General features: G+C 69.6%; 16 protein-coding genes and 1 pseudogene (1 of these 17 only partly in view). 14 read left to right on the top strand and 3 right to left on the bottom strand.

All coding sequences use genetic code 11. From position 1 onward, the window contains the following. Positions 1–48 precede the first annotated feature (48 nt). The 4 genes from eccB (at position 49) to OG214_RS10520 (ending at position 3,725) form a co-directional block, all read left to right on the top strand. Positions 49–1,605 (top strand): type VII secretion protein EccB, encoded by a 1,557-nt coding sequence (gene eccB, locus OG214_RS10535; RefSeq protein ID WP_405984599.1) that lies wholly within the window; start codon positions 49–51, stop codon positions 1,603–1,605. Between the two features lie 20 nt (positions 1,606–1,625). Beyond that, complete coding sequence (gene mycP, locus OG214_RS10530; protein ID WP_363083209.1) at positions 1,626–2,888, top strand: type VII secretion-associated serine protease mycosin; 1,263 nt, start codon at positions 1,626–1,628, stop codon at positions 2,886–2,888. A 154-nt stretch (positions 2,889–3,042) separates the two neighbouring features. Beyond that, positions 3,043–3,381, top strand: coding sequence for a WXG100 family type VII secretion target (locus OG214_RS10525; RefSeq protein ID WP_363083211.1), 339 nt, complete (start codon positions 3,043–3,045; stop codon positions 3,379–3,381). Positions 3,382–3,428: 47 nt separating this feature from the next. Next, positions 3,429–3,725: a WXG100 family type VII secretion target gene (locus OG214_RS10520; protein WP_405984598.1), complete on the top strand. Its 297-nt coding sequence runs from the start codon at positions 3,429–3,431 to the stop codon at positions 3,723–3,725. 66 nt (positions 3,726–3,791) lie between these two features. Here the strand turns inward: OG214_RS10520 and OG214_RS10515 are convergent, their stop codons facing one another. Then, positions 3,792–4,037 (bottom strand): DUF397 domain-containing protein, encoded by a 246-nt coding sequence (locus OG214_RS10515; RefSeq protein WP_363083213.1) that lies wholly within the window; start codon positions 4,035–4,037, stop codon positions 3,792–3,794. Positions 4,038–4,091: 54 nt separating this feature from the next. Further along, positions 4,092–8,048, bottom strand: coding sequence for a type VII secretion protein EccCa (gene eccCa, locus OG214_RS10510; RefSeq protein WP_405984597.1), 3,957 nt, complete (start codon positions 8,046–8,048; stop codon positions 4,092–4,094). Between the two features lie 162 nt (positions 8,049–8,210). Here eccCa and eccD point away from each other — a divergent pair, with 162 nt between their 5' ends. From eccD to OG214_RS10480, 6 genes are all read left to right on the top strand, one after another. After that, on the top strand, positions 8,211–9,692 hold the full coding sequence (gene eccD / locus OG214_RS10505) for a type VII secretion integral membrane protein EccD (protein WP_405984596.1): 1,482 nt from the start codon (positions 8,211–8,213) through the stop codon (positions 9,690–9,692). A gap of 250 nt (positions 9,693–9,942) precedes the next feature. After that, on the top strand, positions 9,943–10,233 hold the full coding sequence (gene rpsO, locus OG214_RS10500; RefSeq protein ID WP_030351649.1) for a 30S ribosomal protein S15: 291 nt from the start codon (positions 9,943–9,945) through the stop codon (positions 10,231–10,233). A 381-nt stretch (positions 10,234–10,614) separates the two neighbouring features. Next, positions 10,615–12,840 (top strand): polyribonucleotide nucleotidyltransferase, encoded by a 2,226-nt coding sequence (locus OG214_RS10495; RefSeq protein ID WP_363083216.1) that lies wholly within the window; start codon positions 10,615–10,617, stop codon positions 12,838–12,840. Next, the gene (locus OG214_RS10490; protein ID WP_405984595.1) at positions 12,837–14,213 is read left to right on the top strand and encodes a M16 family metallopeptidase; all 1,377 of its coding nucleotides are present in this window, start codon (positions 12,837–12,839) and stop codon (positions 14,211–14,213) included. The genes OG214_RS10495 and OG214_RS10490 overlap by 4 nt, the downstream gene beginning before the upstream one ends. A 50-nt stretch (positions 14,214–14,263) precedes the next feature. Continuing rightward, positions 14,264–15,016: a 4-hydroxy-tetrahydrodipicolinate reductase gene (gene dapB, locus OG214_RS10485; protein ID WP_363084841.1), complete on the top strand. Its 753-nt coding sequence runs from the start codon at positions 14,264–14,266 to the stop codon at positions 15,014–15,016. Between the two features lie 5 nt (positions 15,017–15,021). After that, the gene (locus OG214_RS10480) at positions 15,022–15,474 is read left to right on the top strand and encodes a hypothetical protein (protein WP_405984594.1); all 453 of its coding nucleotides are present in this window, start codon (positions 15,022–15,024) and stop codon (positions 15,472–15,474) included. Between the two features lie 227 nt (positions 15,475–15,701). On the opposite strand, the gene OG214_RS10475 is transcribed toward OG214_RS10480, so the two are convergent. Beyond that, positions 15,702–16,250 (bottom strand): hypothetical protein, encoded by a 549-nt coding sequence (locus OG214_RS10475; RefSeq protein ID WP_363084843.1) that lies wholly within the window; start codon positions 16,248–16,250, stop codon positions 15,702–15,704. A gap of 373 nt (positions 16,251–16,623) precedes the next feature. Here OG214_RS10475 and OG214_RS10470 point away from each other — a divergent pair. The 4 genes and pseudogenes from OG214_RS10470 to OG214_RS10455 all read left to right on the top strand — a co-directional run. Then, positions 16,624–16,923 (top strand): annotated as a pseudogene (locus OG214_RS10470) (FAD-dependent thymidylate synthase); the annotation flags it as partial. Further along, positions 16,903–18,285: an FAD-dependent thymidylate synthase gene (gene thyX, locus OG214_RS10465; protein WP_405987467.1), complete on the top strand. Its 1,383-nt coding sequence runs from the start codon at positions 16,903–16,905 to the stop codon at positions 18,283–18,285. The pseudogene OG214_RS10470 and the gene thyX, both read left to right, overlap by 21 nt. A gap of 210 nt (positions 18,286–18,495) precedes the next feature. Beyond that, complete coding sequence (dapA, locus tag OG214_RS10460; protein WP_405984593.1) at positions 18,496–19,395, top strand: 4-hydroxy-tetrahydrodipicolinate synthase; 900 nt, start codon at positions 18,496–18,498, stop codon at positions 19,393–19,395. 145 nt (positions 19,396–19,540) lie between these two features. Then, positions 19,541–21,148 carry the 5' portion of a ribonuclease J gene (locus tag OG214_RS10455; protein ID WP_363084846.1) on the top strand. The gene runs 78 nt beyond the window's last position, so the window shows 1,608 of its 1,686 coding nt (coding positions 1–1,608); it begins with the start codon at positions 19,541–19,543; the stop codon falls past the right edge of the window.

Below are 21,148 nucleotides of genomic sequence, written 5' to 3'. Positions count from 1 at the left end.
TGGCTCCCCCCTGGGGGGAGACCTCGCCTTTTTCACCGATGGGGACTCATGGCATCACGGCGGGACGAGCTGAACGCGTACACCTTCGCGAAGAAGCGCACGGTGGCCGCATTTCTCCAACCCTCACCCACCGGTACGGAGGAGGGCGCCCCCAGACCGCTGCGCGCGGTGGTCCCGGGGCTGATCGTCGGCGCGCTCATCCTGGCCGGCTTCGGAGCCTGGGGCATGTTCAAACCGTCCGCTCCCAAGGACTGGGCCCGGCCGAACACCAATGTGATCGTCGGCAAGGACTCCACCACCCGCTATGTCGTGCTGAACACCCCCGGCGCGGACAGGAAGAACCAGACCCTGCTCCACCCGGTGCTCAATCTCGCCTCGGCCCGGCTGCTGCTGACCCCGCAGCAGGGCAAGGTCATCCAGGTGCCCGACAAGATCCTGGACGCGGGCAAGCCCGCGCGCGGTCCGGTCCTCGGTATCCCGTACGCCCCCGACCGGCTGCCCTCCGACACGGAGGCCGCGAAGGCCAAGCGGTGGGCCGTGTGCGAGCAGCCGGGCGGCGGGGACGGCGCGAGCGTCCAGAAGGCCGCGTTCATCCTCGCGGAGCGGGACTTCTCCAGGACGGAGGGCAGCCGCCGGCTGACCGGCGGTCAGGTGCTCTACGTCCAGGGCCAGAAGGACCAGGCACGCTTCCTGGTGGACGCGGCGGGCACCAAGTATCTGATCGCCGAGACCGCCGCCGACCAGGGACATCTGACGAACGCGCTGGTCGGCACCCGTGAGCCGCAGCAGGTGACCGACGACTGGCTGGCCACGCTGCACACGGGCAGCCCCCTCGCCTTCCCCCGCATCCCGGGGGAGATCGGCGCACCGGCGAATGTCGAGGGGCAGCTCTCGGACCAGGAGAACAGGATCGGCATGATCCTGAGGACCCGGACCGGCGGCGGCACGAGCCACTACGTTGTCCTGGCGGGCGGGGCCCAGCCGATCTCCGAGTTCACCGCCGGACTGCTCATCAGCTCTCCGCAGACCGCGCTCCTGAACCTGGACGGCGAGGCACGCTCCGTCGGACTCCAGGACTTCGTTCCCGACGCCCGGCCCTTCGCGGGTCAGGCCGCCCGCTGGCCCGAGCGGAAGGCCGCCCAGGTCAACTCGGTCGGCGGCGAGGGCGCCCGGGACACGGTGTGCAGTGTGCTGCGCAAGGTCGACGACAAGGGCGGTACGGCCCTGTCCACCTGGGCCGGACCCGCGTATCCGGCGGACATCACCGCCGGGGGCACCAGCACCTATGTCACCCCCGGCAGCGGACTGCTCTACACCCAGGTCCGGGGCCGGCAGACCAGCCCCGACGGATCGCTCTTCCTGGTGACCGACACCGGGCTGCGCTACGCGGTCCAGGCGAACGGCGACAGTGACGCGGCCCGTTCCGACATCGGCACCGGCGGCCGGCGGGAGCAGCAGGACGGCAGGCCCGAGCCCAGCCAGGCCCAGATCCGGCTCGGCTACGAGAAGGTCACCCCGAGCCTGGTCCCCATCGCCTGGTCCGAGTTCCTGTCCAAGGGCCCGCGGCTCGACACCAACAGTGCCCGTCAGCCCCAGGGCTCATGAGGGGAGTACGACCGATGCCGATGCCGTACACGCGCCGCCGGACCGCACTGCTGACCGCCGCCCTGGCCCTCACCGGCCTCGCGGCCCTGCCCCCGGCGGCATACGCCGGTGAGCGGCCCGGGAACCTCCGTACCGACGGCAGCGGTGAGTGCACCTTCCCGATGAAGACACAGATCGCGGGCACCCCCTGGGCCCTCCAGCGGGTGATGCTGGAGGAGCTGTGGGCGGACACCAAGGGCAAGGGGGTGCGGGTGGCCGTCATCGACACGGGAGTCGACAACGCCAACCCCCAGCTGAAGTCGGCCGTCGACACCGCGGCGGGAACGGAGTTCCTGGCCAAGAAGATGGCGAAGGGCTCGCCGGCCGACGGCACGGACGACCGGGTCGGCCATGGCACCAAGGTCGCGGGGATCATCGCCGCGCGCCCCCGCGCGGGCACCGGCTTCGTGGGGCTCGCCCCCGAGGCCACGATCATCCCGATCCGCCAGAACGACGAGCGGAACAGCGGCGACCAGTCGACCATGACCAAGGCGATCGACCACGCCATCGCCGAGCGCGCCGATGTCATCAACATCTCGCAGGACACCACCAAGCCCCTCGACGGGGAGTCCGACCTCGGCCAGGCCGTGGCGCGGGCCGTCGCCGAGGACATCGTCGTCGTCGCCTCCGCGGGCAACGACGGCCTCGACGGACAGCGCAAGAACACCTACCCGGCGGCCTTCGACGGGGTGCTCGCCGTCGCCTCCTCCGACCGCAACAACGAACGCGCGGCCTTCTCGCAGTCCGGGGAGTTCGTGGGAGTGGCCGCGCCGGGCGTGGACATGGTCTCCACCGTCCCCGGCAACGGCCAGTGCGTCGACAACGGCACCAGTTTCTCGGCCCCTTATGTCGCCGGGGTCGCCGCCCTGCTGCGCGCCGAGCACCCCGACTGGAAGGCGCACCAGATCATCGCCCAGATCGAGCAGACCGCCGAGCGCAGCATCAACGGCCACGACGCCTTCGTCGGCTGGGGAGTGGTCGACCCGGTCCGCGCGCTGAGCGAGGACGACCGCGCGCCCGAGTCCCCGCGCCCCGACCCGGGGCCGCCCAGGGCGCCCGCTCCCGAGCCCGCGTATCTGGCCATGTCGGAGACCGCCCAGGAGCGCACCGAACGCCACGCGACCTACGCCCTCGGGATCACGGCGGTGCTGGTCGCGGTCGTGGCGGGGACGGCCACGGTCGTCCGTGACACCCGCGCGAAAGCGGCCGGGCGGACCGTACGCGAATCAACTGCCCAGGACTGACTTTGCAGTTGGAACTGTCGTACCGAGTAGCTAAAGTGTTTGGCGGGATTGTGCGGGTGACCGCCGATTCCACACGGGGGCGGCATCGAGGTGCTTCCCGTCCAGCGCGCCGGTTCTCAGGGCGCATCGCAGGAAGACAGGAAGAAGGGGCAAGATGTCGAGGGATCTGAATGTCACCAGCGGAGATCAAATTGATCTCGCCAACAGGATCCAGACCTTCCATGACGAGCTGCAGAGCCGTATCACCTCGCTCAACGGTGTGGTGGACCGTATCCAGGCGGGCTGGCAGGGGGCGGCCAGCAAGGAGTACGACCGGGTTCAGAACGATCTGAACCAGCGCCTGCGGAACATGCGCGTCGAGCTGGTCAAGCTCGAAGAGATCATGCGTATGAGCGCCGACGGTTTCACCCAGCAGGAAGAGGACCGCATCGCGTCCTTCCGGCGGATGGACAACACCTCCCAGGGTCAGAGCTCCATTCTCGGGATGGCCTGAGCCGCCGTCCGTCATCTCCCGCCGCATTCCGTCTTGAGGAGCATCACATGACCACTGCCGTCAATTACGACACCGTGACCACGGCGGCCACCGACGTCCGGACGACCGCCAGCCAGCTCAGCCAGGGTCTTGAGGACCTGATGACCAGGGTCAAGGCCGTCGCCGAGAACTGGGACGGTGAGGCCAAGATCGCCTACCGCGAGAGCCAGGACCGCCTCGCCCGCGACATGGCCGGTATGAACCAGGACCTGGGCCAGATCGCCCGCCTGCTCGACGAGTCGGTCATCGGCTACCAGGACACCGACCGCGGCAACGCGGCCCGCTTCCGTATGCAGATGGGCTGACCGGCCGTACGCGCCGAAGAAGGGGGTGTCCGCCGTGCGGACACCCCCTTCGCCATGAGCCGGGCACTACTTGAGGTCGAACTCCCCGTCCCGCGCCCCCAGGACGAACGCGTCCCACTCCGCCTTCGTGTACCGCAGCACCGTCTCCGGATCCTGCGACGACCGCATCGCGACGGCCCCCTCCGGCAGATACGCGATCTCCACCCGCTCCTCGTCCGGACTCGTCCCGGGCGCGCCGAGCCACTCCACACCGGAGATGTCCAGGGCGTACAGCTCTTCCTTCTGACGTTCCTTGTCCGTCGCGTCAGCCATGGTGCGATCCCTCCCGGGGCGTTGCGTGCGAGCTACATCACTCAGCCTCTCAGCCTAGGGCCTGTCCGGCAGCCACCCCACCTGCACCAGGGGCGCGCCGCGCTTGCGCGAGACGAAGGTGCCCCGGCCCGGAGGCATCGGACGGGCCCTGACATTGCCGAGGATGTCGCCCTCGCCCGGATCGCCGGAGAGGATCACGCCCTGGGCGCCCAGTTCCTTCATCCGCTGCATGAACGGCTCGTACATCGCGCGCGACGCGCCCGCCGCGCTGCGCGCGACGATGAAGCGGATACCGACGTCCCGCGCGAACGGAAGATGCTCCACCAGACCCGCCAGCGGATTGCCCGAGTTGGTCGCGACCAGTTCGTAGTCGTCGATGAACACGAAGAGCTGCGGACCGTTCCACCAGCTCCGGTCGCGGAGCTGCTGCGGAGTGATGTCCGGCTTCGGCGCCCGCTTCTGCATCACCGTGCCGATGGCGTCCATATGCATCTGCATGGCCGACGCCATCGGCGCGTACTCCAGCAGATGCGAGGACGGTACGGCCTCCAGCAGCGAGCGGCGGTAGTCACCGACCACGATCCGCGCCTGCTCCGGGGCGTACCGCTCGGAGATCTGCTTGGCGATCAGCCGCAGCAGCGCGGTCTTCCCGGATTCGCTCTCCCCGAAGATCATGAAGAACGGGTCGGTCTCGAAGTCGACGAACACCGGCTCCAGATTGGTCTCGTCGATACCGATCGCGATGCCGTGCTGCGGGAACTCGAAGCCCTTCGGAAGCTGTTCGACGGGCAGCCTGCGCGGCAGCAGCCGTACGGTCGGCGCCGCGGGCCCCGTCCAGCCCTCCTTCACCGCGCGGACGAACGCCGTCTGGCCGTCGGAGAGATCGGCGGCGCCGCTCACCCCGTCGATACGCGGCAGCCCGCCCATGAAGTGCAGCTTCTCGGGCACCTGGCCACGGCCCGGCACCCCCGTGGGGACATTGGCCGCGACCTTGCGGTCGAACTCCGAGTCCATGACATCGCCGAGCCGCAGCTCCAGCCGGCCCAGCATCTGGTCCTTGAGCGCCGCGCGCACCTCCATGTAGCGCGCCGCGGTGACCACGACATGGACGCCGTAGCCCAGACCGCGCGCCGCCAGGTCGGAGATGACCGGCTCCAGCATGTCGTAGTCGTTCTTGAAACCGCCCCAGCCGTCGATGACCAGGAAGACATCACCCCAGGCCTCGCCGGGCAGTTCGCCCGCCGCCCGCCTGCGCCGGTAGGTCGCGATGGAGTCGATGCCGTGCGAACGGAAGAACTCCTCGCGCCGGTTGAGCACCCCCAGCACCTCCGCGACCGCGCGCCTGACCCGCTCGGGGTCGAGCCGGGACGCGACCCCGCCGACATGCGGCAGATCGGCGAGCGAGGCAAGGCCGCCACCGCCGAAGTCCAGTGCGTAGAACTGCACTTCGTGCGGGGTGTGGGTCAGGGCGAACGACGCGATCAGCGTCCGCATCAGCGTCGACTTGCCGGACTGCGGACCGCCCACCACGAGCATATGGCCGGCCGCGCCGGAGAAGTCCCGGTAGAGCACCTCACGGCGCTGCTCGAAGGGCTTGTCGATCAGACCGAGCGGAACGGTCAGACCCCCGGGACGGGTGTACTCGGTCGCGTTCAGCCCGCGCTCCTCGGTCACCGCGATCCCGGGCAGCAACTGGTCGAGCGTCGGCGCCTCGTCCAGCGGCGGCAGCCACACCTGGTGCGCGGGCACCCCCTGCCCGTCCAGCCGCCGCACGATCACATCGAGGACCGTGTCCGCCAGCGCGTCGTCCTCCGAGGTCGAGGGCGTGAGCACGGCGGCCGGATCCGGCGCCGCGTACACCACCGGCACCGGCGTGGCGGTGAAGAGCGCGGGCCGCCGCTCGACATGGAGCTGCCCCACCGAGAGATCGGGACCGCCGGTGCGGTACGTACCCGAGACATACGCCGCCTTGAAGCGCGTCATCTCGTCCGTACCGAACTTGAGATAGCCGGAGCCGGGCACCGACGGCAGGTGGTACGCGTCCGGCACCCCCAGCGCCGTACGCGACTCGGCCGCCGAGAACGTCCGCAGACCGATCCGGTACGAGAGATAGGTGTCGAGCCCGCGCAGCTTGCCCTCCTCCAGCCGCTGCGAGGCGAGCAGCAGATGCACACCCAGCGACCGGCCGATCCGGCCGATCTGGATGAACATGTCGATGAAGTCGGGCTTGGCGGTGAGCAGTTCGGAGAACTCGTCGATCACGAGAACGAGCGAGGCCAGCGGCTCCAGCGCGGCGCCCGCCGCCCGCGCCTTCTCGTAGTCGTGGATATTGGCGTAGTTGCCCGCCGAGCGCAGCAGCTCCTGACGGCGCTGGAGCTCACCGCGGATCGCGTCGCCCATCCGGTCGACCAGGGTCAGATCGTCCGCCAGGTTGGTGATGACGGCCGCCACATGCGGCATCTGTGACATCCCGGCGAAGGTCGCACCGCCCTTGAAGTCGGCGAGGACGAAGTTCAGCGTCTCCGAGGAGTGGGTGACGGCGAGCCCGAGCACCAGGGTGCGCAGCAGCTCCGACTTGCCGGAACCGGTCGCGCCGACACAGAGCCCGTGCGGTCCCATGCCCTCCTGCGCGGCCTCCTTGAGGTCCAGCATCACCGGCTGGCCGTCCTCGCCGACACCGATCGGCACCCGCAGCCGCTCGGCCGTCGACCGGGGCCGCCAGGTACGGGCCACATCGACCGCCGCCGCGTCGCCCAGATTCAGCAGATCCGTGAAGTCCAGATTGGCCAGCAGCGGTTCGTCCTCGTCGCCGCCGCCCGTCCGCAGCGGGGCGAGCTGCCGTGCGAGCGCCTCGGCGGCGGGCAGCGAGATCCCGTCCGGCACCCCCTCGTACGCCAGACCCCCGCCGGACTCCAGCCGCAGCCGCCCCGGCCGCACCTTCACGGAGAGACCGCCGCGCGGCTCGTCCAGTTCCCCGGACACGACCTCCACGATCGTCACGCCCTGCAGCCCCTCGGCCGCCGCGAACAGCGAGTCCGGCGGCACCATCCCGCCGTCCAGCACCACCACCACATGCGGCTGGTCCAGCACCGGCTGGCTGTCCCGGCCGAACCGGGGCCGCCCGTCCAGCCTGCCGCGCAGCAGCTGTTCCAGTTCCCCGAGATCGTCGCCGAACAGCCGCTTCGTACCGGCACCGTCGATCTGTCCCGGCACCTGTGTGTGCGGCAGCCACTTCGTCCAGTCCCAGCGCGCGACCGCCCCCGGCGCCGCCACCACCGCGACCATCACATCCTCGGGCGAGTGCAGCGTCACCAGCTGGGCGACCAGCGCGCGCGCCGCCGAGTGCGCCGACTCCGGCTCACCCGAGACCGTCACATGGTAGAAAGCGCGCATCGACACGGCCATCGGCAGCCCGTCCAGCGAGCCGTGCACCGCGAGGAACTGCTGCATCGCCCCGGCGCACAGCGGCTCCAGCTCATCGACCGGCGCCGTGTCGGGCGCGACCAGCGGAGTGGCGAGCTGCTGCGCGCCGAGCCCGATCCTCAGCTGCCCGAAGTCCCCGTCGCCGACCCGCCGTTCCCACACCCGCGACCCCTCGGCCACCACCGACCAGAGCTGCTCGGGCGAGGGGTGCAGATAGAGCTGGGCGTCGCGCTGCGTCCGCGCCGTCCTGCGGACCGTACGCCGCGTCTGCGCCAGGTACTTGAGGTAGTCGCGCCGGACATCGGCCATTTGCCCCTGCGTACCGCGGCGGAATCTGACGATCTGCGCGACGATCATCGCCACCGTCGAGAACAGCATCAGCACGCCCATGATCCGCATGAACGGCGGGGCCTGCGGCGAGAAGAAGAAGACCACCGACGAGCCCATGCCGAGCACCGGCAGGACCTGCATCAGCATGCCCTCCTGCTGGCCGCGCGGCAGTTCCGGCGGGGCCTCCAGGGCAAGGGCATCCGTGGGCACTTCCGGCGGAAGGGACCGTGGTGGGCGTTTGACGACGATCTGGCTCACCGGCGCATCAATCCCTCAAGACGGACGGGCAGTTCCGTACCGGCGCCCCCGTGGCGACGGTCTCCCTCCGCGCGACGGCGATCCTACTTGCAGACCTCCACGCGACGCCCCGGTAGGGTGGCGCGCGCATCGTGCGCAACCGCGAATCAGGGGGACAGACACGTGAGTACGACCGCAGCGACGGGTTTCTGCCGCGTCACTGTCGTGGCGCCGGACAGCAGGATCGATGTCGCGCTCCCGGAGGACATCCCCGTCGCCGACATCCACCCGGAGATCCTGCGACTGACAGGCCAGACCCAGACGGCGGGCACCCCCACCGGATATCACCTGGTCCGGCGTGACGGCACCGTGCTCGACGGCGCCCGCACCCTTGTCGCCCAGCGGGTACTCGACGGCGAGGTCCTCAGTCTGCGGCCCTTCGCCGAGTCCCTGCCGCCCGCGGTCTTCGACGACGTCTCGGACGCCGTCGCCTCCGCGGTCCGGCGCGACCGTCATCTCTGGAGCGACGAACTGCTGCGCTCCGCCGGTCTGATCGGCGGGGTCCTGCTGCTCGTCCTCATGGGCTTCGTCCTCTGGTTCGCCGATCCCGTCCGCCACGACATGCACAGCCTTCCCGGTGTCATCGCGGGCGCGGCCGGTGCGCTGCTGACCGCCTTCGCGGGCGTACGGGCCCGGGTCTACGCGGACCGCGCCACCGCCGTCGCGCTCGGACTCGGCGCCCTGCCGCTGCTGCTGATCGGCGGCTCCGGGATCATCGGCCCCGACCCGGGCCAGGGCCCCGGCCGGCTCCAGTTCCTGCTCGGCTGCGTCACCGTACTGGTCGCCGCCGTCGTCCTCGTCGCGCTCACCCCGAGCGGCGACGCCCCCTTCGTGGCCGCGACCTTCCTGGCCACCGTCGGCACCCTCGCGACCTTTGTGATGATCCTGACGGAGGCGTCGGCCACCGGGACCGCCGCCGTCTGCGCGCCGGTCGCCATCGGGATCGTCGCCTTCCTGCCCGGTCTCTCCGCCCGCTTCGCCCGGCTGCCCATCGGCTACGCCTCGCCGCGCGGCGCCGAGGGCGCCGAGTACGGTGACGACACCTTCGCCGATCCGCACGCCACCCCCGACGCCGAGCCCGTCGACGCCGAGCGCATCGCCGCCCAGGCCCGCCGCGGCCACGAGATGCTGCTCGGCCTGGTCGGCGGCTGCGCCGCGGTCGTCGTCGGCGCCGCGGCGGTGCTCGGCTTCTCGGACACCGTCTGGGGCCAGTTCCTCGCCCTCGCGGCCGGCCTCGCGATGCTGCTGCGCGCCCGCCTCTTCCGCTACACCTCGCAGGTCACCTGTGTCCTGGCCGCGGGTATCTCGGCGATCGCGCTGCTGGTCCTCGGCCTCTCCCTGAACCCGCCCGCCGACCTGGTCAGGGAGCTCCTGACCTACGGCGACCGCGGCGCCCTCGACATCCGTACGATCTGGCTCGCCGCGTGCGTCGCCGCGGGCGCCGCCCTGATCACCGCCATCGGTCTGATCGTCCCGCACAAGGGCCTCTCACCCTTCTGGGGCCGGCTCCTCGATCTCGCCGAAGGCGCGGTGCTGCTCTCGCTGGTACCGCTCTGTCTGGCGGTCCTCGACGTCTTCACCGCGGCCCGCGCCCTCACCAGCTAGACCCTGTCCGGGCGGACAGAACCCAGGTCCTGTCCGGGCCGTGTTCCCCTGTCCCTGTGCGGACTCCCGGCCCGTGGCCAGGGGCCCGTCCAGGGGCTGGTACCCTGTGTGACGGCCGTCTGTGTACGTGACCCCGGAGCCTCCGCTCCGCGATCGACGCCCAGCGGACCCCGCCTCCCGAGTAACGGAAGCTCCCCAGAGTATTCGACCTGGGGCACTCGGTGGCCATGAAGACCCACGAGGAGTACGCGTGTCGCTCGACGCCGCTACGAAGAAGCAGATCATGACCGAGTTCGGCACCAAGGAAGGTGACACCGGCTCCCCCGAGGTCCAGGTCGCCATGCTGTCGCGCCGGATCTCGGACCTGACCGAGCACCTCAAGACCCACAAGCACGACCACCACTCCCGTCGCGGTCTGCTGATTCTGGTCGGCCAGCGCCGTCGGCTGCTCCAGTACCTGGCCAAGAAGGACATCCAGCGTTTCCGTACGCTGGTCGACCGCCTGGGCATCCGCCGCGGTGCGGCCGGCGGTGCCAAGTAAGACACCGTGAAGGGAGCGGTTCCCACCATCCGGGGACCGCTCCCTTTGCCGTATGTACGGGACGTTCCCCATGTACGGCACGGTTTCGCCGAACGTACGGGCGATCATGAGCACCGGCCCGGGACGATCGGAATGTCGCCCCCCGGCGAAGCTCAGTAACCTGGACGCACAAGTACAACTGAAGACGTACGAGTACAACTGAAGAGGAAGAGGAGGAGCGACCTCCGCCGCCGCCGGTCCTCGGTAGTGGCGCCCGGAAGGACGCGCGGCCCATGCCGCGGTCCCGGGTGCTTCGATCGAAGACCGGCCCGCACCAAGGAGCGCTTCTCCGCCACGTCCCCTGCCACACGGGCACCGGACGAAGACGAGGAGAAATCACTAGTGGAGAACGAGACCCACTACGCCGAGGCCGTTATCGACAACGGAACCTTCGGCACCCGCACCATCCGCTTCGAGACGGGCCGGCTGGCCCGTCAGGCCGCCGGCTCCGCCGTGGCCTACCTGGACGACGACACCATGGTGCTGTCGGCCACCACCGCCTCCAAGAAGCCCAAGGACCAGCTCGACTTCTTCCCCCTCACGGTGGACGTCGAGGAGCGGATGTACGCGGCCGGCAAGATCCCCGGCTCCTTCTTCCGCCGCGAGGGCCGTCCCTCCGAGGACGCCATCCTCACCTGCCGGCTCATCGACCGCCCGCTGCGCCCGTCCTTCAGGAAGGGCCTGCGCAACGAGATCCAGGTCGTCGAGACGATCATGGCGCTCAACCCCGACCATCTCTACGACGTGGTCGCGATCAACGCCGCCTCCTGCTCCACGCAGCTCGCGGGCCTGCCCTTCTCCGGCCCCATCGGCGGCACCCGGGTCGCCCTGATCAAGGGCCAGTGGGTCGCGTTCCCGACGCACACCGAGCTGGAGGAGGCCGTCTTCGACATGGTCGTCGCCGGCCGGGTCCTGGACGACGGCGACGTCGCGATCATGATGGTCGAGGCCGAGGCCACCGAGAAGACCATCCAGCTCGTCAAGGACGGCGCCGAGGCTCCCACCGAGGAGATCGTCGCCGCCGGTCTCGAGGCGGCCAAGCCCTTCATCAAGGTCCTCTGCAAGGCGCAGTCGGACCTCGCCGCCAAGGCCGCCAAGCCCACCGGCGAGTTCCCGATCTTCCTCGACTACGAGGACGACGTCCTGGAGGCGCTCACCTCGGCCGTCAGGTCCGAGCTGGCCCAGGCGCTCACCATCGCGGGCAAGCAGGAGCGCGAGGCCGAGCTGGACCGCGTCAAGGTCCTCGCCGGCGAGAAGCTGCTCCCGCAGTTCGAGGGCCGCGAGAAGGAGATCTCCGCCGCGTACCGCTCGCTGACCAAGTCCCTGGTCCGTGAGCGCGTCATCAAGGACAAGGTCCGTATCGACGGCCGTGGCGTCACGGACATCCGTACGCTCGCCGCCGAGGTCGAGGCCATCCCGCGCGTGCACGGTTCGGCGCTCTTCGAGCGTGGCGAGACCCAGATCCTGGGCGTCACCACCCTCAACATGCTCCGGATGGAGCAGCAGCTCGACACGCTCTCCCCGGTCACCCGCAAGCGCTACATGCACAACTACAACTTCCCGCCGTACTCCACCGGTGAGACGGGCCGTGTCGGTTCGCCGAAGCGCCGCGAGATCGGCCACGGCGCCCTGGCCGAGCGCGCGCTCGTGCCGGTGCTGCCGACGCGCGAGGAGTTCCCGTACGCCATCCGCCAGGTCTCCGAGGCGCTGAGCTCCAACGGCTCGACGTCCATGGGCTCGGTCTGCGCCTCCACCATGTCGCTGCTGAACGCCGGTGTGCCGCTCAAGGCCCCCGTCGCCGGTATCGCCATGGGTCTGATCTCCCAGGAGATCGAAGGCGAGACCCACTACGTCACCCTCACCGACATCCTCGGTGCGGAGGACGCCTTCGGTGACATGGACTTCAAGGTCGCCGGTACGAAGACCTTCGTCACCGCGCTCCAGCTCGACACCAAGCTCGACGGCATCCCCGCCTCGGTCCTGGCCGCCGCGCTGAAGCAGGCCCGCGACGCCCGCCTCCACATCCTCGATGTGATGAACGAGGCCATCGACGTCCCGGACGAGATGTCCCCGAACGCCCCGCGGATCATCACGGTCAAGATCCCGGTGGACAAGATCGGCGAGGTCATCGGCCCCAAGGGCAAGATGATCAACCAGATCCAGGAGGACACCGGCGCCGACATCACGATCGAGGACGACGGCACCATCTACATCGGTGCCGCCGACGGACCGGCCGCCGAGGCCGCCCGCGCCACGATCAACGGCATCGCCAACCCGACCATGCCGGAGGTCGGCGAGCGCTATCTGGGTACGGTCGTCAAGACGACCACCTTCGGCGCGTTCGTGTCGCTGCTCCCGGGCAAGGACGGTCTGCTGCACATCTCGCAGATCCGCAAGCTCGCCGGCGGCAAGCGTGTGGAGAACGTCGAGGACGTCCTCGGTGTCGGCCAGAAGGTCCAGGTCGAGATCGCCGAGATCGACCAGCGCGGCAAGCTCTCCCTCATCCCCGTGATCGAGGGCGAAGAGGCCGCGGACTCCGAAGAGGCGAAGGACGACGCGACCCAGTGACGGCCGGCTTCCAGGCGACGGCCCGCACCTCCTCGGAGGCGCGGGCCGTCGCCCGTACCCAAACCCTGCTCAAGGGCGAGAACGGCATCGGCACGGTCCGCCGTACGACGCTCCCCGGCGGTCTGCGCGTCGTCACCGAAACCCTGCCCTCGGTCCGCTCCGCGACCTTCGGCATCTGGGTCCAGGTCGGCTCGCGTGACGAGACGCCCGCCCTCAACGGCGCCACCCACTATCTGGAACACCTCCTCTTCAAGGGCACCAGCCGGCGCAGCGCCCTGGACATCTCCTCCGCCATCGACGCGGTCGGCGGTGAGATGAACGCCTTCACGGCGAAGGAGTACACCTGCTACTACGCGCGTGTGCTCGACACCGATCTGCCGCTGGCCATCGACGTCGTCTGCGACATGCTCACCGGATCGCTCATCGAGGCCGCGGACGTCGACGCCGAGCGCGGTGTGGTCCTCGAAGAGATCGCCATGACCGAGGACGACCCGGGCGACTGTGTGCACGATCTCTTCGCGCACACCATGTTCGGTGACACCCCCCTCGGCCGGCCGGTCCTCGGCACCGTCGAGACCGTCAACAGCCTGGACCGCGACCGGATCGCGCGCTTCTACAAGAAGCACTACGACCCCAGGCATCTCATCGTCGCCGCCGCGGGCAACGTCGACCACGCCACGGTGGTACGGCAGGTCCGCAAGGCGTTCGAGAAGGCCGGTGCCCTCTCCCGTCCGGACGCCACCCCCGTGGCGCCCCGCGAGGGCCGGCGCACCGTACGCACCGCAGGCCGGGTCGATCTGCTCGACCGCAAGACCGAACAGGCCCATGTGGTCCTCGGGATGCCGGGGCTGTCCCGTACCGACGAGCGCCGCTGGGCCCTCGGCGTACTGAACACCGCCCTCGGCGGCGGGATGAGCTCCCGCCTCTTCCAGGAGGTACGGGAGAAGCGCGGGCTGGCCTACAGCGTGTACTCGTACACCTCGGGCTTCGCCGACTGCGGGCTCTTCGGGGTGTACGCGGGCTGCCGCCCGAGCCAGGTCCACGATGTGCTGAAGATCTGCCGCGACGAACTCGACCGGGTCGCCGCCGAGGGGCTCAGCGACGAGGAGATCTCGCGCGCCGTCGGGCAGCTCTCCGGCTCCACGGTCCTCGGTCTCGAGGACACCGGCGCGCTGATGAACCGCATCGGCAAGAGCGAGCTGTGCTGGGGTGCCCAGATGTCGGTCGACGAGATGCTGGCCCGGATAGCCGCGGTCACCCCGGACGAGGTGAGCGCGGTCGCCCGCGATGTACTGGGACACCGTCCCTCACTGTCGGTCATAGGTCCGCTGAAGGAGAAGCAGGCGGCCCGCCTCGACGAAGCCGTCTCCTGACCCGCACCCCGAAGCCGTAGCCAAGCCGAAGCCGTAAGGAAGCAAGAGCGATGAGCAAGCTGCGTGTGGCCGTTCTCGGTGCCAAGGGCCGTATCGGCTCCGAGGCCGTACGGGCCGTCGAGGCCGCGGACGATCTGGAACTGGTCGCGGCCCTCGACCGGGACGACAAGCTGGAGGCCCTGGTCGAGTCCGGCGCCCAGGTCGTGGTGGAGCTGACCACCCCCGCCGCGGTGCTGGACAACCTCGACTTCTGCGTACGCCATGGCATCCACGCGGTCGTCGGCACCACCGGCTGGACCGACGAGCGGCTCGCGCGGGTCCGTGGCGCACTGGCCGCGGCCCCGGAGACCGGTGTGCTGATCGCACCGAACTTCTCCATCGGCGCGGTTCTCACCATGAAGTTCTCCGAGACGGCCGCACGCTGGTTCGAGTCGGTCGAGGTCATCGAGCTGCACCACCCGAACAAGGTCGACGCGCCCTCCGGCACCGCCCAGCGCACCGCCCAGCTCATCGCCGCGGCCCGTACGGAGGCGGGGCTCGCCCCGCAGCCCGACGCCACGGCCACCGCGCTGGACGGCGCGCGCGGCGCGGACGTCGACGGGGTGCCGGTGCACTCCGTACGGCTGCGCGGACTCCTGGCGCATCAGGAGGTCATCCTCGGCGGCGAGGGCGAGACCCTCACCATCCGCCACGACTCCCTGCACCACAGCAGCTTCATGCCGGGCATCCTGCTCGGTGTGCGCCGTGTGGTCTCCACCCCCGGGCTCACCTTCGGCCTGGAACACTTCCTCGATCTGAACTGAGATCCATGCGAGCGAAGATCACCTACTGTGTCACGGCCGCCGTTCTCGTCGTGTACTTCGTCCTAATCGGCAGCCGCGGTGTGCTGCTGATCCAGCAGGGCACCGCGGTCACCGTGGCCCTCGGGGCGGCGGTGCTGGTGCTGCCGGTCATCGGTGTCTGGTTCCTCTGGAAGAACACCCAGTTCGTCAGCCGTGCCAACCGGCTCGCGGCGGAGCTGGACGCCGAGGGCGGGCTGCCGCCGGACGAACTGGTCCGTACGGCAGGCGGCAGGATCGACCGGGATTCCGCGGACGCGGTCTTCGCCGAGCGCCGGGCCCAGACGGAGGACTCACCCGACGACTGGCGCTGCTGGTTCCGGCTCGCCGTCGCCTATCACGACGCCCGGGACACACCACGCGCCCGCAAGGCGATGCAGCGGGCCATCGCGCTCCACGACGGCAAACCGGTCCGGGTCTGAGCCGACCGGACACGCGGGAACCCGGACACCCAGGCACCGCGAGGGCGGGAAAACGAAGAGGCGAGAACACGAAGAGCGGGGTCCGGCCTTTCCAGGCGGGACCCCGCTCCACTGTGTACGGGCAGGCTGTACGCCTACGGACTGCTACGCCCGCGGGCTGTACGGAGGTACGGGCTGTACGGACGTGTCCGCGTCGGCGGGGCGTCCCCCGGGCCCGGGGCGGCGGATCAGGGGCGGCGGTACTCGTCGCCCCAGGCCTCGACCGTGTCGGCCGCCCGGTCGAAGGCCTCCGGCCGCGCCAGGAAGTCACCGTTGTGGTCGGTCAGCAGCGGCAGGGCCTCGCCCTTCCTGCGTACGACGACGAGCGCCTGACCCTGGACCGTACGCGGCATCCCGAGCCAGCGCACCGGCTGCTGGACCGTCCGCACGGCGGTGATCTGGTCCCACGCCACGGTCGAGGTCCGCAGCAGGGCCACCCGTCGCACTCCGTGCCGGCTCACCCACGCGCCGACCCGCAGCAGCCGCAGCGCGACGGCGATCATCACCGCGGCGACGCTCAGACACAGCACGGTACCCGGCAGGGCACCGGCGAAGGCGATGATCATCGTCGCCAGCAGAACGAAGGAGGCGAGCAGCAGAAGCAGCGCCGCCGCCACCACCCGCCAGGGGCCGGGGCGGTACGGACGCCGCCAGGAATCATGATCGTCGAACGGCAGCGCGACATCCTCGGTGGTCGCGTCAAAAGCCCGGTCGGCCGTCAGGAAGGGCAGGGGCACGACTGATCCTCACTCACAAGCACGCTCGATTGCTGTGCCCGGTGAGGCTACCGATCGCGCACCGCACCGGACCACCCCAGGGGGGCCGGACGAGTCAGCGCCCCCCTGGCATCGGTCTCGGCGGCGAACGCGAACGGTACGGCCTCGCGCGGGCGGAACATGGAACAACGCCCCTGGTGGTCTCGTGCGATCCAGTGACGGACGCCGCCCATGGGGAAGTTGTCATCGGGTAGGACGCGTGATGACGTCATTCGGTGCCAGGATTCCCGAATTGATCGATGAAAGCCGCTCGCGGCCGCCCCGGCCTTCGCTGTCGGAGCCGCCACGTAGAGTAGGCGCCGCCCGAGCGACGCGAACGGAAGGACCCCCGCCGGTGAGCGACACCCCCGCCGACACTCCCGAGGAGACGAAGCCGAGTTTCCGCGGTGATGTCACCGTCGAGCTGCTGAAGCACTCCGCCAGCGACACCGATGTGCTGTGGGCCGCGCGCGTCTCCACGGCGGGGGAGCAGTCCCTGGAAGAGGTGTCGAAGGACCCCGAGCGCTCGAAGGGGCTCATCAACTTCCTGATGCGGGACCGCCACGGCAGCCCCTTCGAGCACAACTCGATGACCTTCTTCATCAGCGCCCCGATCTTCGTCTTCCGCGAGTTCATGCGGCACCGGGTGGGGTGGTGCGTCGCGGGCGACACCGAGATCACCCTGGAGAGCGAATCGGGGACACTCCGCCGCAGGACCATCGCGGATCTCCACCGGCTCTGGCATCTCGACGCCGGAGACCGCCTGCCGCACTCGGCCGGCGGAGTCACCTGGCACGCCGGGGCCGGCCGGTGGACGGCACGGGTCCACGGGGACGACACCGACCACTACCTCGGTCTCTTCGAGAACAGGGAAGCCGCCGAGTCCGCGGTCGTGGAATTCCGGGAGCGGCACCCGGGTACCCGGCTCCGCAATCTGGAGCCGGCCCGCCGCACACATGTCCGCTGCTACGACGAGGACACCCTCACCGCGGGCCGGGCGCGCATCGTCGATGTCATCGAGTCGGGCGTGAAGCCGCTGATCAGGATCACCACGGCCACGGGGCGGGAGCTGCGCTCGACGGTGGACCACGCCGTGCTGACCCCGGACGGCTGGCGCAAGGCCGGTGAGCTGGCGGTGGGCGACGCGGTGCTGGCCGAGGCCACGGAGCGTGACGCCTCCCCGGCAGCCGTGCCGCCGGGCCTGCACCGCGGAATCGGGGTGTGGACCGCGGCGCGGCGCGAGCGACTGATCAAGGAGACCGACTCCTGCCATCTCTGTGGCGGGGAGTTCCCCCGCAGCGGGCTCGCCCTCGACCATGTGATCCCGGTGGAGAGCGATCTCGCGCGGGCGCTCGACGAGAGCAATCTGGCCCCGGTGTGCGAGGAGTGCCACGCGCGCAGGAGCGCCGAGGAGCGGCGGGCGCCGGCCGGAGCCGGGGCGGGGACCGCCGTCGCCAGGCCGGACACGATCGTCTCCATCGCGGACGACGGCGAGGAGATGACCTACGACCTGTCCGTCGAGGGCCCCTGGCACAACTTCCTCGCCAACGGAATCGTGGTGCACAACTCGTACAACGAGGAGTCGGGCCGCTACCGCAACCTCCAGCCGGTCTTCTACGTCCCCGCCGAGGACCGCAAACTGGTGCAGCGGGGCAGGCCCGGCAAGTACGAATTCGTGCCGGGCAGCGCCGCCCAGCAGGATCTGACCGAGCGCGCGATGCGGGATTCCTACCTCCAGGCGTACGAGGCGTATCAGCGGATGCTGGCCGAGGGGGTGGCCCGTGAGGTGGCCCGCGCGGTCCTGCCGGTCGGGCTGTTCTCGTCGATGTACGCGACCTGCAACGCGCGCTCGCTGATGCACTTCCTCGGGCTGCGCACCCAGCACGAACAGGCGAAGGTCCCGTCCTTCCCGCAGCGGGAGATCGAGATGGTCGGGGAGCGGATGGAGGAGCACTGGGCGAAGCTCATGCCCCTCACCCATGCGGCCTTCAACGCCAACGGCCGAATCGCGCCTTAGGCCCGGTTCAGGACAGGGCCGAGCGGGGCTCTGAGCACAGGTGTACGGGCGGCTCAGCGAAGCGCCCGGATTGCGGCGTTTCGAGAAGTTCATCTAGGCTGATCAAACGGACCCGGCACTGCTTGAACCCCCGAGCAGGCAGTGCCGGGCTCCTCTTGTCCCGTCCCCCAAAGGGACACGGTGAGCTGAGCAGCGAGTAGCGTGTTACCCATGGCTCCGATCTCCACTCCGCAGACCCCCTTCGGGAGGGTCCTCACCGCCATGGTCACGCCCTTCACGGCGGACGGCGCACTCGATCTCGACGGTGCCCAGCGGCTCGCCGTCCACCTCGTGGACGCGGGCAACGACGGCCTGATCCTGAACGGCACCACCGGTGAGTCGCCGACCACCAGCGACGCGGAGAAAGACCAGCTCGTACGGGCCGTCCTGGAGGCGGTCGGAGACAGGGCCCATGTCGTCGCGGGCGTCGGCACCAACGACACCCGCCACAGCCTGGAGCTCGCCCGAGCCGCCGAGCGCGCCGGCGCGCACGGCCTGCTCGCCGTGACGCCGTACTACAACAAGCCGCCGCAGGAAGGTCTCTTCCGGCACTTCACCGCGATCGCCGACGCCACGGACCTGCCGGTGATGCTCTACGACATCCCGGGCCGCAGCGGTGTCCCCATCGACACCGAGACGATCGTCCGTCTCGCCGAGCACCCGCGCATCGTCGCCAACAAGGACGCCAAGGGCGACCTCGGCCGCGCGAGCTGGGCCATCGCCCAGTCCGGCCTGGCCTGGTACTCGGGCGACGACATGCTCAATCTGCCGCTGCTCTCGGTCGGCGCGGTGGGCTTCGTCTCCGTGGTCGGCCATGTGGTCACCCCGGAGCTGCGCGAGCTGCTCGACGCCCATCTCACCGGCGATGTCCACAAGGCCACCGAGATCCACCAGAAGCTGCTCCCGGTCTTCATCGGCATGTTCAGGACACAGGGCGTCATCACCACCAAGGCCGCTCTCGCGCTCCAGAAGCTGCCCGCCGGACCGCTCCGGCTCCCGCTCGTGGAGCTGTCCCCCCAGGAAACCGCCCAGCTCAAGATCGATCTCGTGGCCGGCGGGGTACAGCTCTAATCATTGACTTCACAACTGAATAAGCGAAGACAACAGACCCATCGACAAACCGACGAGTCGGTCAACACAGACAACAGCAAGTGCACGAATGTCATGCGCGCCACGTGCCTCAGCGGTACGTGGCGTGTGTGGTGAGGAGAGTCTTTTGAGTCATCCGCATCCTGAACTCGGTGCCCCGCCGAAGCTGCCCAAGAACGGCTTGCGCGTCACCCCGCTCGGCGGCCTTGGTGAGATCGGCCGCAATATGACGGTCTTCGAGTACAACGGCCGTCTGCTCATCGTCGACTGCGGCGTGCTCTTCCCGGAGGAGGAACAGCCCGGTATCGACCTGATCCTGCCGGACTTCACCACCATCCGGGACCGCCTCGACGACATCGACGGCATCGTCCTCACGCATGGTCACGAGGACCATATCGGCGGTGTCCCGTATCTGCTCCGGCTGAAGGCGGACATCCCGCTGATCGGCTCGAAGCTGACCCTCGCGCTGATCGAGGCGAAGCTCCAGGAGCACCGCATCCGCCCGTACACCCTTGAGGTCACCGAGGGCCACCGCGAGCGCATCGGTCCCTTCGACTGCGAATTCGTCGCGGTCAACCACTCCATCCCGGACGCTCTGGCGGTCGCCATCCGCACTCCCGCGGGTATGGCCGTCCACACCGGCGACTTCAAGATGGACCAGCTTCCGCTGGACCGCAGGCTCACCGATCTGCCCACCTTCGCCAAGCTCGGCGAGGAAGGCATCGACCTGCTGCTGGCCGACTCCACCAATGCCGAGGTCCCGGGCTTCGTCCCGCCCGAGCGGGACATCTCGAACGTCCTGCGGCAGGTGTTCGGCAGCGCTCAGAAGCGCATCATCGTGGCCAGCTTCGCCAGCCATGTCCACCGCATCCAGCAGATCCTCGACGCGGCGCACGAACACGGCCGCCGGGTCGCCTTCGTCGGCCGCTCGATGGTCCGCAACATGGGCATCGCACGCGATCTCGGCTATCTCCGGGTCCCCGCGGGCCTGGTCGTCGACGTCAAGACCCTCGACGACCTCCCCGAGCACGAGATCGTGCTCGTCTGCACGGGCTCCCAGGGCGAACCGATGGCCGCGCTCTCGCGCATGGCCAACCGCGATCACCAGATCCGGATCGTCCAGGGCGACACGGTGATCCTGGCGTCGTCGCTCATCCCGGGCAACGAGAACGCGGTCTACCGCGTGATCAACGGCCTGACCAGATGGGGCGCGAATGTCATCCACAAGGGCAATGCCAAGGTCCATGTCTCCGGTCATGCCTCGGCGGGCGAGCTGCTGTACTTCTACAACATCTGCAAGCCGAAGAATCTGATGCCTGTCCACGGCGAGTGGCGCCATCTGCGCGCCAACGCCGAACTGGGCGCCCTGACGGGTGTCCCCAAGGACCACATCGTCATCGCCGAGGACGGCGTGGTCGTCGATCTGGTCGACGGCAAGGCGAGGATCGTGGGCAAGGTCCAGGCCGGTTATGTCTATGTCGACGGCCTCTCGGTCGGCGATGTCACCGAGACCTCCCTCAAGGACCGCCGCATCCTCGGCGACGAGGGCATCATCTCGGTCTTCGTGGTGGTCGACTCCACCACCGGCAAGGTCGTCGGCGGTCCGCACTTCCACGCGCGTGGATCCGGCATCGAGGACGCGGCGTTCGCCGCCGTGCTCCCCAAGGTCGAAGAGGCGATCGCCAGATCGGCCCAGGACGGTGTAGCCGAACCGCACCAGCTCCAGCAGCTCGTA

The organism is Streptomyces sp. NBC_00872 (assembly GCF_045161915.1).
Taxonomy (GTDB): domain Bacteria; phylum Actinomycetota; class Actinomycetes; order Streptomycetales; family Streptomycetaceae; genus Streptomyces.
The sequence above is the reverse complement of the archived record's forward strand: the minus strand, read 5'-3'. Positions and strand labels throughout refer to the sequence as shown.

Bases quoted from the DNA above. Each gene is read 5' to 3' on its own strand.
- eccB (WP_405984599.1), top strand. From the start codon at position 49: ATGGCATCACGGCGGGACGAGCTGAACGCGTACACCTTCGCGAAGAAG.
- OG214_RS10520 (WP_405984598.1), top strand. From the start codon at position 3,429: ATGACCACTGCCGTCAATTACGACACCGTGACCACGGCGGCCACCGAC.
- mycP (WP_363083209.1), top strand. From the start codon at position 1,626: ATGCCGTACACGCGCCGCCGGACCGCACTGCTGACCGCCGCCCTGGCC.
- OG214_RS10525 (WP_363083211.1), top strand. From the start codon at position 3,043: ATGTCGAGGGATCTGAATGTCACCAGCGGAGATCAAATTGATCTCGCC.
- dapB (WP_363084841.1), top strand. From the start codon at position 14,264: ATGAGCAAGCTGCGTGTGGCCGTTCTCGGTGCCAAGGGCCGTATCGGC.
- OG214_RS10480 (WP_405984594.1), top strand. From the start codon at position 15,022: ATGCGAGCGAAGATCACCTACTGTGTCACGGCCGCCGTTCTCGTCGTG.
- thyX (WP_405987467.1), top strand. From the start codon at position 16,903: ATGCGGCACCGGGTGGGGTGGTGCGTCGCGGGCGACACCGAGATCACC.
- dapA (WP_405984593.1), top strand. From the start codon at position 18,496: ATGGCTCCGATCTCCACTCCGCAGACCCCCTTCGGGAGGGTCCTCACC.
- OG214_RS10515 (WP_363083213.1), bottom strand. From the start codon at position 4,037: ATGGCTGACGCGACGGACAAGGAACGTCAGAAGGAAGAGCTGTACGCC.